The 13,975-nt window shown below is 65.6% G+C and carries 9 protein-coding genes and 2 pseudogenes; 10 read left to right on the top strand and 1 reads right to left on the bottom strand.

Features of this window, described 5'->3' with window-relative positions:
* The 9 genes and pseudogenes from AB4Z51_RS41315 to AB4Z51_RS41275 form a co-directional block, all read left to right on the top strand.
* Positions 1 to 211: pseudogene (locus AB4Z51_RS41315) on the top strand (dihydropyrimidinase); the annotation flags it as partial.
* 179 nt (positions 212 to 390) lie between these two features.
* Positions 391 to 1,824, top strand: coding sequence for an NAD-dependent succinate-semialdehyde dehydrogenase (locus AB4Z51_RS41310; protein WP_085403211.1), 1,434 nt, complete (start codon positions 391 to 393; stop codon positions 1,822 to 1,824).
* 153 nt (positions 1,825 to 1,977) lie between these two features.
* Positions 1,978 to 3,525: a MocR-like pyridoxine biosynthesis transcription factor PdxR gene (gene pdxR / locus AB4Z51_RS41305; protein ID WP_085403144.1), complete on the top strand. Its 1,548-nt coding sequence runs from the start codon at positions 1,978 to 1,980 to the stop codon at positions 3,523 to 3,525.
* Between the two features lie 425 nt (positions 3,526 to 3,950).
* Positions 3,951 to 5,960 carry a hydantoinase/oxoprolinase family protein gene (locus AB4Z51_RS41300; RefSeq protein WP_085403145.1) on the top strand — a complete coding sequence of 670 codons (2,010 nt, stop codon included), beginning with the start codon at positions 3,951 to 3,953 and terminating at the stop codon, positions 5,958 to 5,960.
* Positions 5,957 to 7,537 (top strand): hydantoinase B/oxoprolinase family protein, encoded by a 1,581-nt coding sequence (locus AB4Z51_RS41295; RefSeq protein ID WP_085403146.1) that lies wholly within the window; start codon positions 5,957 to 5,959, stop codon positions 7,535 to 7,537. Before AB4Z51_RS41300 ends, AB4Z51_RS41295 begins: the two co-directional genes overlap by 4 nt.
* 10 nt (positions 7,538 to 7,547) lie before the next feature.
* Positions 7,548 to 8,843, top strand: a complete 1,296-nt coding sequence (locus tag AB4Z51_RS41290; RefSeq protein ID WP_085403212.1) for a class-III pyridoxal-phosphate-dependent aminotransferase — start codon at positions 7,548 to 7,550, stop codon at positions 8,841 to 8,843.
* Entirely contained in the window at positions 8,840 to 10,522 is a 1,683-nt protein-coding gene (locus tag AB4Z51_RS41285; RefSeq protein WP_354075049.1) for a long-chain-fatty-acid--CoA ligase, read from the top strand. The genes AB4Z51_RS41290 and AB4Z51_RS41285 overlap by 4 nt, the downstream gene beginning before the upstream one ends.
* A 106-nt stretch (positions 10,523 to 10,628) precedes the next feature.
* Entirely contained in the window at positions 10,629 to 11,561 is a 933-nt protein-coding gene (locus AB4Z51_RS41280) for an N-carbamoyl-D-amino-acid hydrolase (RefSeq protein WP_028148445.1), read from the top strand.
* A 5-nt stretch (positions 11,562 to 11,566) separates the two neighbouring features.
* Positions 11,567 to 12,235 (top strand): flavin reductase family protein, encoded by a 669-nt coding sequence (locus tag AB4Z51_RS41275; protein ID WP_201266220.1) that lies wholly within the window; start codon positions 11,567 to 11,569, stop codon positions 12,233 to 12,235.
* Here the strand turns inward: AB4Z51_RS41275 and AB4Z51_RS41270 are convergent.
* Positions 12,232 to 12,894, bottom strand: a complete 663-nt coding sequence (locus AB4Z51_RS41270; RefSeq protein ID WP_441499437.1) for an aspartate/glutamate racemase family protein — start codon at positions 12,892 to 12,894, stop codon at positions 12,232 to 12,234. The genes AB4Z51_RS41275 and AB4Z51_RS41270 overlap by 4 nt on opposite strands.
* A 56-nt stretch (positions 12,895 to 12,950) precedes the next feature.
* Here AB4Z51_RS41270 and hydA point away from each other — a divergent pair.
* A pseudogene (gene hydA / locus AB4Z51_RS41265) lies at positions 12,951 to 13,838 on the top strand (dihydropyrimidinase); the annotation flags it as partial.
* Positions 13,839 to 13,975 lie beyond the last annotated feature (137 nt).

The raw sequence follows: 13,975 nt of genomic DNA, 5'->3' as shown, positions 1-13,975 counted from the left end.
CATCGCGCTGTGGGACCCGAAGCTGACAAAGACGATTCAGCAGGCCGACCTGCACCACGGCGCGGACTATACGCCGTGGGAGGGCTTTGACGTCACCGGCTGGCCTGTCACCACCATCGCGCGGGGCCGCGTGGTGTACGAGCAGGGCAGGATCGTCGGCGACAAGGGCGCGGGCGAGGTGCTGAGCCGCGGCAAGTCGAGCCTGGTGTGACGGAAAAATAATCGTATCGGGACGACGCCATGTCGTCTGTTGCGCATACCATCCTCGCGCTGCTGCGGCATCATTGATCTCTTTTCGCCGGCCGCCTTTCGGTGTAGCTCTGCGCTCACTTATGAGGCGGCCGGGCGCCAATGCTGATCGCCGCCGAAATCATGCAGGAGACACCAGGGATGTACCCGAAAGTTCAGATGTTCATCGCCGGCGAGTGGACCGACGGCACCTCCGGCAAGTCGGAGGACATCCTCAACCCCGCCACCGGCCAGCCGATCGGCAAGACCCCGCACGCCTCGCGCCAGGACCTTGACCGCGCGCTGGAGGCCGCCAAGGCCGGCTTCGAGATCTGGCGCAAGACCTCGCCGTTCGACCGCTACAAGCTGATGCGCAAGGCCGCCGACATTATCCGCTCGCGCGCCGCCGAGATCGCACCCGTGATGACCATGGAGCAGGGCAAGCCGGTCGTGGAAGCCCAAGGCGAGACCATGCTTGCCGGCGACCTCATCGACTGGTTCTCCGAGGAGGCCCGCCGCGCCTATGGCCGCATCGTGCCGCCGCGGATGGGCAATGTCTCCCAGCTCGTGACCAAGGAGCCGGTCGGCCCGGTCGCCGCGTTCACGCCCTGGAATTTCCCGATCAACCAGGCGGTCCGCAAGATCTCGGCCGCGCTCGCCGCCGGCTGCTCGATCATCGTCAAGGGCTCGGAAGAAACCCCGGCAAGCTGCATGGAGCTGGTGCGCGCCTACGCCGACGCGGGCATTCCGGCCGGCGTCGTCCAGCTGGTGTTCGGCGTGCCGTCGGAAGTGTCGGAATATCTCATTCCGCACCCGATCATCCGCAAGATCAGTTTCACGGGCTCGACCGCGGTCGGCAAGCATCTGGCCGCACTCGCGGGCCTGCACATGAAGCGTGTCACCATGGAGCTCGGCGGCCACGCGCCGGCAATCGTGTTCGCGGACGCTGATCTCGACAACGCCGCCAAGATCCTCTCGGCCAACAAGTTCCGCAATGCCGGCCAGGTCTGCGTCTCGCCGACGCGCTTCCTGGTGCATGAGAGCGTGTATCAGCCCTTCGTCGACAAGTTCGTCGCCGCGGCCAAGAACCTGAAGGTCGGCAACGGCCTCGACAAGGACACCCGCATGGGCCCGCTGGCAAACCCGCGACGCGTCGACGCCATGGAAGGTCTGGTCTCCGACGCTGTGCAGCGCGGCGCCAAGGTGCAGGCCGGCGGCAAGCGCATCGGCAACGAAGGCTTCTTCTTCGAGCCGACTGTGATCACCGACGTGCCGCGCGATGCCCGCATCATGAACGAGGAGCCGTTCGGACCGCTTGCCCCGATCACATCGTTCCGCAGCTATGACGAGGTGGTGGCCGAGGCGAACCGCCTGCCGTACGGCCTTGCGGCCTATGCCTACACGACCTCGACCAAGACGATGCAGGCGATCGGCTCCGATATCGAGAGCGGCATGGTCTCGATCAACCACCATGGCCTCGCGCTGCCGGAAGTGCCGTTCGGCGGCATCAAGGATTCCGGCTACGGCTCCGAGGGCGGCCTCGAGGCGATCGAGGGTTACCTGAACACGAAGTTCGTGACCCAGGCGAGCGCGTAAGGAAGAGTCGCGTTGTCATTCCGGGGCGCGCGAAGCGCGAACCCGGAATCCATCGCGCCGCACGTAAAGAGGGAAAATGGATTCCGGGCTCGCGCCAAGTGGCGCGCCCCGGAATGACGGTGGATAGGACCTGCGTTGCCTGACGGGCGAGACATGGACAACAGCCGTCACCCGAGCAAGCGCGTGTCCCTTGCCGGGATGCATATCGACCGGAATTCGGCCGTGCCGCTGCATCTGCAGATCGCGGCGCACATCCGCGACGGCATTTTGCGCGGCGTCTTTCCGGCTGGAACGCAATTTCTGGGATCCCGGGAGATCGCGCGCGAATTGGGCTGCTCGCGCACGGTGGTGTTGACCGCCTGGGATCTGCTCTACGCCGAGGGCTATCTTGCATCGATGCCGCGCGGCAGTGTCATGGTGGCGTCAGTGGCGACCCCACATGCCGCGCCTTCGTCCGCGACGTCGCCTGCGGCCAAGCCCGCCCACATGTCGGAGCGCTGGCGCTCGCTGCTTGCCTTCGACTACGAGACCAACTGGCCGTCGGAATTCAGCCCGGGCGCGCCTGACATCTCGACCTTCCCATTCAAGGACTGGTCGCGCCTGTTGCGCCAGTCCTGGCAAAATCCAAGAGAGCAGGAGTGTCTCGATCTTCCCTCGGAGGGCCATCCGCGCTTGCGGAGCGAGATCGCGAACTTCCTCGGCTCGGTGCGCGGGCTCGTCTGCTCGCCGGAAGAGGTCGTCGTCACCTCAGGCACATCGGGCGCGCTTGATTTCTGCAGCCGGATGATCCTCGATCCCGGCGACGAGGTCTGGGTCGAGGAGCCCGGCTTCGTCGAGGCCCGGTGGGCGCTCACGGCCGCCGGCGCGAAGCTCGTTCCAATTCCGGTCGATGACAAGGGCCTCGTCGTCTCAGAAGGAATCCGGCGCGCACCGGGCGCGAAGCTGATCGTGGTCACGCCGTCGCATCAATATCCGCTCGGCGTCAGTATGGGGCTGGAGCGGCGGCTCGAACTGCTCGACTGGGCCAACAAGAACGACGTCTGGGTGATCGAGGACGATTACAATTCGGAGTTCAGGCACCAGGACAGCATGATCGCCTCGCTGCGCTCGCTCGATCGCGAGGGGCGGGTGATCTATTTCGGTACCTTCTCGAAGATCATGATGCCGAATTTGCGGCTCGGCTACATCGTCGCCAACAGGCATTTCATCGAGGGCTTTTCCAGGGGCCGCGCGCGCATCGATGTGCATACCTCCGGCATCGGACAGCTCGCTCTGGCCGAGTTCATGCGGGAAGGGCACCTGCTGCGGCATCTGCGCGGGATGCGGCGGATCTACGCCGCGCGCCGGAAGGCACTGATCGATGCGATCACAGCGCTGATGCCTGACGATCTCACCGTATCCTCCGCCGTCACCGGATTGCATCTGGTGGCGCTGTTCACTGACGCGATGCAGGCACGGAGGAGCGACCGAGAAGCGGCCGCGGTCCTGAAGCAGGCCGGCATCCACGTCCAGCCGCTCTCGCAAAACTTTCTGGAGCAGCCGACGCGGCAGGGCCTGGTGTTCGGCTACGGGCGGCTGCGGGTCGAGGATGCCGCGCCGCTGCTTGCGAGAATCGCGGCTTGCATCGGCAGCGGTCGCCGCGACGCACCATCCGACCCGGCAATATCCTCTCTTACTGTTCGTACAATAAAGAGAAGCTGAGCCGACCGTCGTGCATAGCTCGTAGGCATGCGGCTATCCCGCAACGCCGTTCAATCGCCTGGAAATTAGACAGACGTTTTTGAGTGCTCCGATTGCAGTGCAGCGGGCGTCACGATTTGCGCGGAGAAATCCGTGGTGCGCTGCACGTTTGTCGCGTGGAACGGTTCGCGTTCGTGTGCTCTCTGCGCGGGCATGGCTGCACCAAAACGTGCAGCCGGTGTTGCGCTGCATGATGTCGGTCCTGCGCTGGTCTAGTGGTTTGCGACAACTCTGGCCCTATCCCGAGCCCATCGCTCTGTCGCACGCTCGCAGGCGGTGGCATGACAGGGGATGATGATGAGCGCTCTCGGTTTGGCATTGGACGTTGCGATGGACGGCAAGCACCCGGCGTCCGGTTCGGACGTCATCCGTAACTGACCCCGCACATGAGTTCCTCCGAAAATCACTGGGAAGTCGGCACCGATATCGGCGGCACCTTCACCGACATCATCGCCATCAGGCGTGACTCCGCGGAGGCGCGGATCGCAAAGGTGCCGTCGCGCCCCGACGCGCCGGTTCAGGCGATGCTGGAGGCGATCGAGGCGGTGGGCCTGCGCAAGAGCGAGGTCAGGCGCTTCGTGCACGGCACCACGCGCGTGACTAACGCCATCGTCGAGAACCGGCTGCCGAAGGTGGCGCTGGTCGCGACCGAAGGGTTCGCCGATGTGCTGGAGATTGCGCGCTATCGCCGCCGCGATCTCTATCGTCTCGACATTCCGCCGAAATCACCGCCTTTGGTGCCGCCCGAACGATGCTTTGGGCTCGCCGAGCGCCTCGATCACGAGGGCCGGGTGCTGAAGGCGCTGGATGAGACCGAGATCGAGCGTCTGGTGGCCTGGCTGAAGCAGACCGGCGTGCAGAGCGTCGCGGTCGCACTGCTTCACGCCTACGCCAATCCCGTGCACGAAAAGATGCTGGGCGAGCGCCTCAAGGGCGTCGTCGCCCACGTCTCGCTGTCGCATGAGGTCAATCCCGAGGCGCGCGAATACGAACGGACGTCCGCGACCGTGTTCAACGCGGCCGCGATGCCGATCGCGGTGGAATATCTCAGCGAGCTGGAGCAGCGGCTGCCGATCGGCGCCGGCTTGCAGGTGTTTCATTCGGCCGGAGCCATGGTCCCGATCTCGGCCGTGAAGCGGCGGCCGCTGGTGATGGCGATGTCGGGGCCGGCCGCCGGTGTCTCCGCATCGGTCAGCATCGCGCGCCAGCTCGGCACATCGCGCATGCTCACCTTCGACATGGGCGGTACCACGACGGACGTCTGCCTGATCGTCGACGGTCAGGCCGAGATGACCGACGGCCGCATGCTCGGCGACAAGCCGCTGCGTCAGCCGATGCTTGCGGTCCATTCCATCGGGGCCGGCGGCGGATCGATCGTGCGAAACGGTCCCGGCGGCCTGACGGTCGGGCCGGAGAGCGCCGGCTCCGAGCCGGGGCCGGCCTGCTACGGCCGCGGCGGCACTGAGCCGACCATCACCGATGCCAATGCCGTGCTCGGCTATCTCAATCCCGAGACCAAGCTTGGCGACCGCATCGGCATCGACATCAAGGCCGCGGAACGCGTCATCGACCCGATCGCGCGCGCCCTGGGGCTGAGTCTGACCGAAACCGCGCTCGGCATCATCAAGGTCGCCAATGCGACGATGGCCCGTGCGCTTCGCCGCGTCACGGTCGAACGTGGTATCGACGGACGCGACTGCACGCTGCTCGCCTTCGGCGGTGGCGGTCCGATGCATGCCGCGGGCCTTGCCGATCTCTACGGGATTGCAGAGGTTGTCGTGCCGAGCGCTTCGAGCGCATTCTCGGCGCTGGGCTGTCTCACCGCCGATTTCAGCTTCCTCCAGCAGCAGACGCTACGCGCCGCCCTCGACGGTATCGATCTCGCCCGGGTGTCGGAGCGGATCGGGACGCTGATGGACGATGCGTCGGCGCCGCTGATCGCCAACGGCGTTGCGCAGGCGGAGATCCAGGTCGAGCTGGTGGCGCTGATGCGCTACGCGGCGCAGAACGATGCCATTCCGGTGCCGTTCACGTTGCCGCTCGACGTGACCAAGCTGAAGAAGGACTTTCTGGCGCGGCATCACGAACTGTTCGGCTATGCGACCAGCGAGCCCTGCGTCATCGAATCCGTGCGCATGCAGGCGCGGCGCCCGTCGACGACGGTGGTGAGCCGGCCGGCGACTGCGGTGAGGGCGGTGTCATCAGGCAAGCGAGCCTGCTCATTCGACGGCCTCCACGATATCCCGACCGCCATCATCGATCGCGCCAAATTGGCCGATGTCGTCAGCGGCCCCGCGATCATCGAAGACGCATGGTCAACGGTGGTGGTCCCGCCGGGCTGGCAAGCTAAACCCGATGTATCAGGCAATCTGTTCCTGACGCGGAGGGCGGCATGAAGCTCGATCCGTTCGTCGTCGAGGTTATCAGGCACGGGCTCTCGGCCGCGGCCGAGGAAATGAGCCTGGTGATGACGCGCTCGGCGCGCTCGCCGCTGCTGCGCGAGGCCGGCGATCTCTCATCAGCAATCACGGATGGCCGCGGCGGCCTGGTCGGGCAGGGCCGCGACATCCCGATCCATCTCGGCGCGATGGCTTACACGATCCCCGAACTCTTGAAGGTCGTTCCGGTCGAGAGCCTGAACGACGGCGACGTGCTGATCTACAATGTCGGCGCGCTCGGCGGCAATCACCTCAACGACGTCAAGGTCGTGCGTCCCGTCTTTGTCGACGGCGAGATCGTGGCGTTCGCGGTGAGCCTCGCGCATTGGCCCGACATCGGCGGCACCTGGCCCGGCAGCTATTTTGCCAAGGCGATCGACACTTTCCAGGAGGCGATGCGGATTCCGCCGGTGCTGATCGCCACGTCAGCTGGCGTCAATACGCCGATCGTGCAGCTGCTCAAGGCCAACGTCCGGGATCCCGAATCCTGTGAGGGCGACCTGCTCGCGCAGATCGCCGCGACCAAGGCCGGCGAGCGGCGCATCGTCGAACTCTGCCGCGAGCACGGCAAGGCGGTGTTCACGGCGACGCAATCGCGCCTGCACGATCTCTCCGAAATCGAGATGCGGGAGGCGCTCCGCGACCTGCCCGATGGCGTCTACGAGGGCGAAGATTATCTCGACGACGGCAGCGTCAACAATGCACCTGCGCGCATCCATGTGAAAATCACCATTCGCGGCGACGAGGCGACCTTCGACCTCTCCGGCAGTTGCGATCGCGTCTCCAATTTCTGCAACACGACGCCGTTCATGGCGCGCTCAGCTGTCGCCTATGCCGCACGCATCATGAGCGGCCGCGACATGCACCAGAATGCGGGCGCGCTCCGGCCTTTGACCATCATCACACGCCCGGGCTCGATCCTGGAGCCGGGCTGGATGGCGTCCGTTGCCGCCGGCAACCACGAGACGTCCATGCGCATCGTCGATGCGATTTTTCGCGCGATGCAGGACACTATTCCGGAGCGCTTGTCAGCCGGTGGCGCGACCACCGCGGGCGTCTTGTTCTTTGCCGAGCCGCGTCAGAACGGCTCGTGGAAGATGCTCTACGAGGTTCACGGCGGTGGTGAGGGCGCGCGGCATGATCGGGCCGGCATGTCGGCGACGCGCGTGCATCTCTCCAATACGTCGAACACGCCGGTCGAGGTGATCGAGGCGAGCTACGCGATCCGCCTGGAGCAGCAGGCCATTCGCCGGCAGTCCGGCGGCGCGGGCGCGCATCGCGGCGGTGACGGCTCGGTTCGCACCTATCGCATCCTCGCGCCTTCGATGCACCTGACCACCTGCATCGAGCGCATGGTGATCCCGCCATTCGGCATGCAGGGCGGCGAAGCCGGCAAGGCCTGCCGCATCTCGCTGATCAGGCAGGGCGCGAACGTCGCCATCGACGGCAAATCGAACCTGGTGTTGCAGCAAGACGATCTCGTCACGATCGAGATGTGCGGCGGCGGCGGCTATGGCGCCGCGGCCGCGGAGTGAGGGGATTGCGATGAGCAGATTGTTGCGAACCGGGCTGAACGCGGGCGACAGCGCGCCCATGGCCGTCGTCGGCGGCGAGGGCGTCTACTTTCACCTGTCCGATGGCCGCAAGCTGATTGACGGCAGCAACACCGGCGGCGGCCTCGGCCATCGTCACCCCGCGATGGTGGAGGCGATCCGCCGCGCGGCCGATACGCCCGTCGTGAACGAAGGCTGGACCTGGGTCGGCCGCGAACAGGCCGCCGACGACCTGATGATCACCGCATTCAAAGGCGAAGACGACTGGGTCGGCGCGGTGCGCTTCTGCATCAGCGGCAGTGAGGCCAACGACATGGCGCTGTCGCTCTGCCAGGCGCTGACGCAGCGGTCTGCGCTGGCGACGCGCGAGCGCGCCTATCACGGCATCACCGGCCTGTCGCGCAGCATGACGGTGCAGCCGCAATGGCACGGCGGCCTCGCGGTGCACGCGGGCGGCTCGAAGCTACCGGCGCCGATGGCACCGGTGCGGATTCTCCCGGCGCCGGATGGCGCGATCTATGGCGCGCCGGCCAACAACACGCCGCCCAGCGAATATCTGACGGATGCCACGCGGCTGCTGTCGGACACCGCGGCGACGATCATCGACTACACCCAGGGCGGCATCTACTACGACGGCGCCTATCAGGACGAGGTGGCGCGCCACGCCCGGCAAGCGGGATCGTACTGGATCGCGGATGAGGTCGTCACCGGCGCGGGCCGCGCAGGCCGCTGGTTCGCGTTCCAGGGCGCTGAAAGCCGCCCCGATATCGTGACGCTCGGAAAATCGCTCGGCGGCGGAGCGGCTGCGGTCGCGGCGGTCGTGGTGTCGAAAGACATCATCGAGCGGCTCAAGGGCACGAGCTGGCAGAATTACGGCACGCTGCGCGGCCATCCCATCAGCATGGCCGCCGTCAGCGCATACCTGAAGGTCGTCAGCGAAGAGAAAATCCTCGAGCGCGTGGCGAGCCTGGAAAAGTTGTTCACTCGCCGGCTGCTCGCGATCGCGCAAAAACATCCGAGTGTGCAGCGCGTGGCGGGGCAGGGGCTGCACTGGACGGTGGAGCTGCACGGTCCGGATTGGCGCTCCTGGCATGCCGACACCACGGAGGTCCCGATCGCCTCGCGCGTGGCGGAGCGCGCACTGGAGGCGGGCGCCGTGATTGGAACCAGCGGTGAGCAGACTTCGCTGTTCCTGGCGCCGCCGCTGGTGATCTCGGAGCAGGAAGCCGAGCGGCTGCTGGATGCGCTCGACCACGGCCTCGACATCGCAGACGAGGAGCACGGGTGAGCGCAGACCCCGCAGCGTCCTACCGCTCGCCGGCCTGGCCGGCGGACGAGCCCTGGCATCTCGCGATGCCGGAGGGGACGCTGTACGACGCGCTGGCACGCGCGGCGAAGGATCGGCCGTCGCACCCGGCGACGGTGTTTTATGGTGCGAGCCTGAGCTATGCCGAGCTACGCGCACGGGTCGATGCCTTGGCCGGCTTCCTGCAGAACGCTTGCGGCGTGAAGCGCGGCGATCGCGTCATGATCGCGCTGCAAAACTCGCCGCAATATGTCATCGCCTACTACGCGGTGATGCGGGCGGACGCCGTGATCGTGCCGGTCAATCCGATGAACAAGACGGCTGAGATCGCGTATCTTGCCGAAGACAGCGGCGCCAGGGTCGCGATCATTGGAAGCGAACTGAGCGAAATATTCGTGCCGCTGGTGGGCGAAGCCATCTCCCATACGATCGTCGCACAATATCGCGACGAAGTGCCGGCCGCCACGCCCTATACGCTGCCTTCATGCATCACCGAGGCGCCGTCGAAGATACCGCCGTCGCCAGGCTGGCATTCCTGGTCATCTGCGATCGCGCAAGGTTTGCAGCCAGGCGCAATGAGCGCGGGGCCGGACGATCTCATGATCCTGCCCTATACGTCGGGGACAACAGGCAAGCCCAAGGCCTGCATGCATACCCATCGCAGCGCGCTGTTCACCGCAGTCCTGCAGGCACGCTGGTATGGACTCGACGGCAGCGACGTGATGACCGGCTTCATGCCGCTGTTCCATGTCGCGGGCATGCAGGGCTCGATGAACGCCGCGGTGGTAACAGGCGCCACGCTGCTGTTGATGGCGCGCTGGGACAAGGATCTGCTGCCGGATCTGTTCGAGACCTACGGCGTCACGTTCTGGAACGCCGCGCCGACCATGATCGTCGACGTGCTCGCAAGCGTCCGGTTCCGCGATCGGTGCTTTGCGAAACTCAAGGTGCTGACCGGAGGTGGTGCGGCAATGCCGACCGCGGTAGCCGAACGGCTCAAAGGCCGCTTCGGCCTCGATTTCGTCGAGGGCTACGGCATGACCGAGACGATGTCGCCGACCCATCTCAATCCGATGGCGGCCCCGAAGCGGCAGTGTCTCGGCATTGCCGTGCAGGAGACCGATGCGAGGATCGTCGATCCCGAGACCTTGATCGAGCTCGACGACAATGTCGTCGGCGAGATCGTCGTGCACGGGCCGCAGGTGCTGCAAGGCTACTGGAACAGGCCGCAGGCCGACGCTGAGTCCTTCATCGAGCGCTCGGGAAAGCGGTTCCTGCGCACCGGCGATCTCGGCTATCGCGATGCCCAAGGCTATTTCTTCGCGGTGGATCGCCTCAAACGGATGATCAATGTCAGCGGCTTCAAGGTGTGGCCGGCCGAAGTGGAAGCCGCGATGTACCAGAACCGCGCCATCCGGGAATGCTGCATCGTCTCGACCCCCGACGACTACCGCGGTGAGACCGTCAAGGCGCTGGTGGTGCTCGATGAAGCCGCGCGCGCGACGATTTCGGCGGACGACATCGTCGGTTGGGCTCGCGGCGCGATGGCCAGCTACAAGGCGCCGCGCGCCGTCGTCTTCGTCGATGAGCTGCCGCGCACCGCCAGCAACAAGATCAACTGGCGGCTTTTGCAGGATGCCGAATGGGGGCGGACGGCATGAAAGCTGCTTGGCTGGAAAAACGGCGCAGGACCGCGTTATGCTGCGCGCGCCGGCACGCCCCTCAAGCTGCGATCCCCAGCCTCACCAAGAAATCAGGAACTCGCTGATGCGTATCGTCACTGTTGCCGCCGCCCAGATGGGCCCGATCCAGAAGGCCGACAGCCGCGAGGCCGTGGTCAGGCGCATGATCGCGCTGATGGACGAGGCGAAAGCCAAAGGCGCCGACCTGATCGTCTACCCGGAACTGGCACTGACGACGTTCTTCCCGCGCTGGTATTCGGAGGACCGGGCGGAGGCCGACATCTGGTTCGAGCGCGAGATGCCGAACGCAGCGACCAAGCCGTTGTTCGAGCGTGCGGCGCAGCATCAGATGGCGATGAATTTCGGCTATGCCGAGCTGACGCCGGACGGCCACCATTTCAACACCGCGATCCTGACCGACAAGTCCGGCAAGATCGTCGGCAAATATCGCAAGGTCCATCTGCCAGGGCATGTGGACTACGACACCAAGCGGTCGCACCAGCATCTGGAGAAGCGTTATTTCGAGCCGGGCGATCTCGGCTTCAATGTCTGGCGCGAGCTGGGCGGCATCATCGGCATGGCCATCTGCAACGACCGGCGCTGGCCCGAGACCTATCGCGTCATGGGCTTGCAGGGCGTGGAGATGGTGCTGATCGGCTACAACACGCCGTCGGTGAATGCGGAGAAGAGCGAGGAGGGCGTCGAGAAGCGGCTGTTCCACAACCGTCTCTCGGTGCAGGCCGGCGCCTATCAGAACGCGACCTGGGTGGTCGCGGTGGCCAAGGCGGGTGTCGAGGACGGCCATCCGCTGTTCGGCGGCAGCCTGATCGTCGATCCCGATGGCGAGATCGTCGCCGAGGCCAAGACGGAGGGCGACGAAGTCCTGGTTCACGCCTGCGATCTCGACGCCACGACGTTCGGCAAGACCACGATCTTCAATTTTGCCCAGCATCGCCGCATCGAGCATTACGGCCTGATCACCAGCCAGACCGGCGCGGTGCCGCCGCCGGAGAAGTGACGCCGATGGCGGACAAGGGCACATCCGGCATTTCCTTGCGCGAGCTCGATCCGCGCGACCGCTACAAGCTGCTCTGCGGCGTGGTCGTGCCGCGGCCGATCGCGCTGGTGACGACGCTGGACGCGAACGGAGCGGTGAATGCCGCGCCCTTCAGCTTCTTCAATGTCTTCTCCGAAAGCCCTGCACTGATCGTGCTCGGGCTCCAGCACAAGCCGGATCACGGCCCGAAGGACACCACCCGCAACATCCATCGCGACGGCGAGTTCGTGGTTCACATGGTGGATGAGGCGCTGTCTGCCGCGATGAATGATTGCGCGGTCGATTTTCCCTCTGGTGACAGCGAGGTCGCGGCGACCGGGCTTGCGACGTTTCCCTCAGTTGACGTGAAGGTGCCGCGCCTTGCGGCTGCACCATTTGCTCTCGAATGCCGCCGTCACGTCGTACTGAATTTCTCGCCCGATCGCGAACTGCTGGTCGGCGAGGTGCTCCGGGTTCATGCCCGGGAGGGCCTCGTCGACGAGACCAACATGTATGTCGATCTCGACGCCTACCGGCCGATCGGGCGCATGTTCGGCAATCTCTACACGACGCAGCGGGATACGTTTGCGCTTGTGCGCGAGAGCCACGCGCAATGGCTCGCGCGGCAGGACGCCAACGAGCTGAAGGACGCCTAGTGAGCCGAGAACTGCACCGTACCCAGTGCCATGGTGACGGCCGCCTGTGTCGGGTCGATCACGGGAATTCCAAGCGCTTCTTCCAGCGGACGGCGATGGCGCGCCATGCCGGCGCAGCCCATCACGATGGCGTGGGCGCCGTCCTCGTCGCGCAGCACGCGGCCGACCTCGATCATCTTCGCCAGCGTGCCTTCGCCCGAGGCGGTTTCGGCGACGCTCATGTTGAGCGGCCGTTCGCCTGCAAGGCGCTCGGTCAGTCCCATCTGCCTGAGATAGCGCATGTGACGCGGGATCGAGCGCTGGGCAATCGCGATGACGCCGAAGGTTTCGGCACGCGCCAGCGCCGTCAGCGCGCCACACTCGGCGATGCCGAACACGGGCCGGTCGGTGCCTTCGCGGCAGACCTGAAGCCCGGGATCGCTGTAGCAGGCGATGACGAACGCGGCCGAGCTGTTGTCGCCTTCGACCAGTTTTCGCAGCTGCATCGCGACGCCGTCGACGTCGGCCTGGCTTTCAATGCCGAACGGACCTTCGGCCAGCGACTGGCAGACCAGTTCCGGCCCGCCCTCGAAGCCGAGCGGCTTCAACGCATCCTCCAGCCCTTGCGTGACCGCAGGGTTGGAGTTCGGATTGATGACGAGAATGCGCGGCCGGGGCATGTTGGTCTTCCCTTGAAATGGCGATCACGTAGCTCAGGCATATCATGGAGTGCCTCATGACTGAACCCACCTACGACCTGATCATCCGCGGCGGCCGCGTTGCCACCACGACCGACGTGTTCGAGGCCGATGTCGCCATTTCCGGCGAGACGATCGTTGCCGTCGGCCGCGGRCTGCCTGCGGCGAAGCGCGAGATCGACGCGCGCGGCAAGCTGGTGCTGCCCGGCGGCGTCGACAGCCACGCCCATATCGAGCAGTTGTCCGCGGCCGGCATCATGAATGCCGACACCTTCGAGAGCGCGACCGTCTCTGCCGCTTTCGGCGGCACCACCACGGTGATCCCGTTCGCTGCCCAGCATGTCGGCATGAAGCTGCCGCAGGTGGTGGAGGATTATCACGCGCTGGCCAAGAAGGGCGCCGTGATCGACTACGCCTTCCACATGATCATTGCGGATGCGACCAAGGAGACGGTCGAGGAGCACATTCCGGCGCTGGTGAAGCAGGGCCATGGCTCGATCAAGATCTTCATGACCTATGACCGGCTCAAGGTCGACGATGAGCCGCTGCTCGACATTCTCTTGGCCGCACGCCAGTCCGGCGCGATGTTGTGCGCCCATGCCGAAAATCACGGCATCATCGCCTGGATGGTGAAGCGCCTGCTTGCGCGCGGCTACACCATGCCGAAATACCACGCCGTCAGCCATGCCCGCGTGTCGGAGGCGGAAGCCTTTACCCGGCTGATCGGCATGGCGGCGCTGATCGACCAGCCCATCATGATCTTCCATGTGTCCACGGCCGAAGGCGCCAAGGTCATCCGCGATTCGCGCGGGCAGGGGTTGAAGGTCTTCGCCGAGACCTGTCCGCAATATCTGTTCCTCACCGCAAACGATCTCGACAAGCCGGGTGCCGAGGGCGCCAAGTGGATGTGCAGCCCGCCGCCGCGCGCCAGGAATTTGCCGCTGCCGGCCTCCGCGAGGCACTTGTTGCCGTCGATGATCACCCGGCCGCGCGAGAGAACGCTAACCGGCCAGCCCTTCAGCTTGCGGCCCGCGAACGGCGTGTAGCCGGCGAGGTCGTGCAT

Origin of the sequence: Bradyrhizobium sp. 2TAF36, from assembly GCF_052114925.1 — a bacterium.
In the GTDB taxonomy this organism is placed as follows: domain Bacteria; phylum Pseudomonadota; class Alphaproteobacteria; order Rhizobiales; family Xanthobacteraceae; genus Bradyrhizobium; species Bradyrhizobium barranii.
The sequence above is the reverse complement of the archived record's forward strand: the minus strand, read 5'-3'. Positions and strand labels throughout refer to the sequence as shown.

Excerpts from the sequence above, each read along its gene's own strand:
- AB4Z51_RS41310 (WP_085403211.1), top strand. The coding sequence starts at position 391 with ATGTACCCGAAAGTTCAGATGTTCATCGCCGGCGAGTGGACCGACGGC.
- pdxR (WP_085403144.1), top strand. The coding sequence starts at position 1,978 with ATGGACAACAGCCGTCACCCGAGCAAGCGCGTGTCCCTTGCCGGGATG.
- AB4Z51_RS41300 (WP_085403145.1), top strand. The coding sequence starts at position 3,951 with ATGAGTTCCTCCGAAAATCACTGGGAAGTCGGCACCGATATCGGCGGC.
- AB4Z51_RS41295 (WP_085403146.1), top strand. The coding sequence starts at position 5,957 with ATGAAGCTCGATCCGTTCGTCGTCGAGGTTATCAGGCACGGGCTCTCG.
- AB4Z51_RS41290 (WP_085403212.1), top strand. The coding sequence starts at position 7,548 with ATGAGCAGATTGTTGCGAACCGGGCTGAACGCGGGCGACAGCGCGCCC.
- AB4Z51_RS41280 (WP_028148445.1), top strand. The coding sequence starts at position 10,629 with ATGCGTATCGTCACTGTTGCCGCCGCCCAGATGGGCCCGATCCAGAAG.
- AB4Z51_RS41275 (WP_201266220.1), top strand. The coding sequence starts at position 11,567 with ATGGCGGACAAGGGCACATCCGGCATTTCCTTGCGCGAGCTCGATCCG.
- AB4Z51_RS41270 (WP_441499437.1), bottom strand. The coding sequence starts at position 12,894 with ATGCCCCGGCCGCGCATTCTCGTCATCAATCCGAACTCCAACCCTGCG.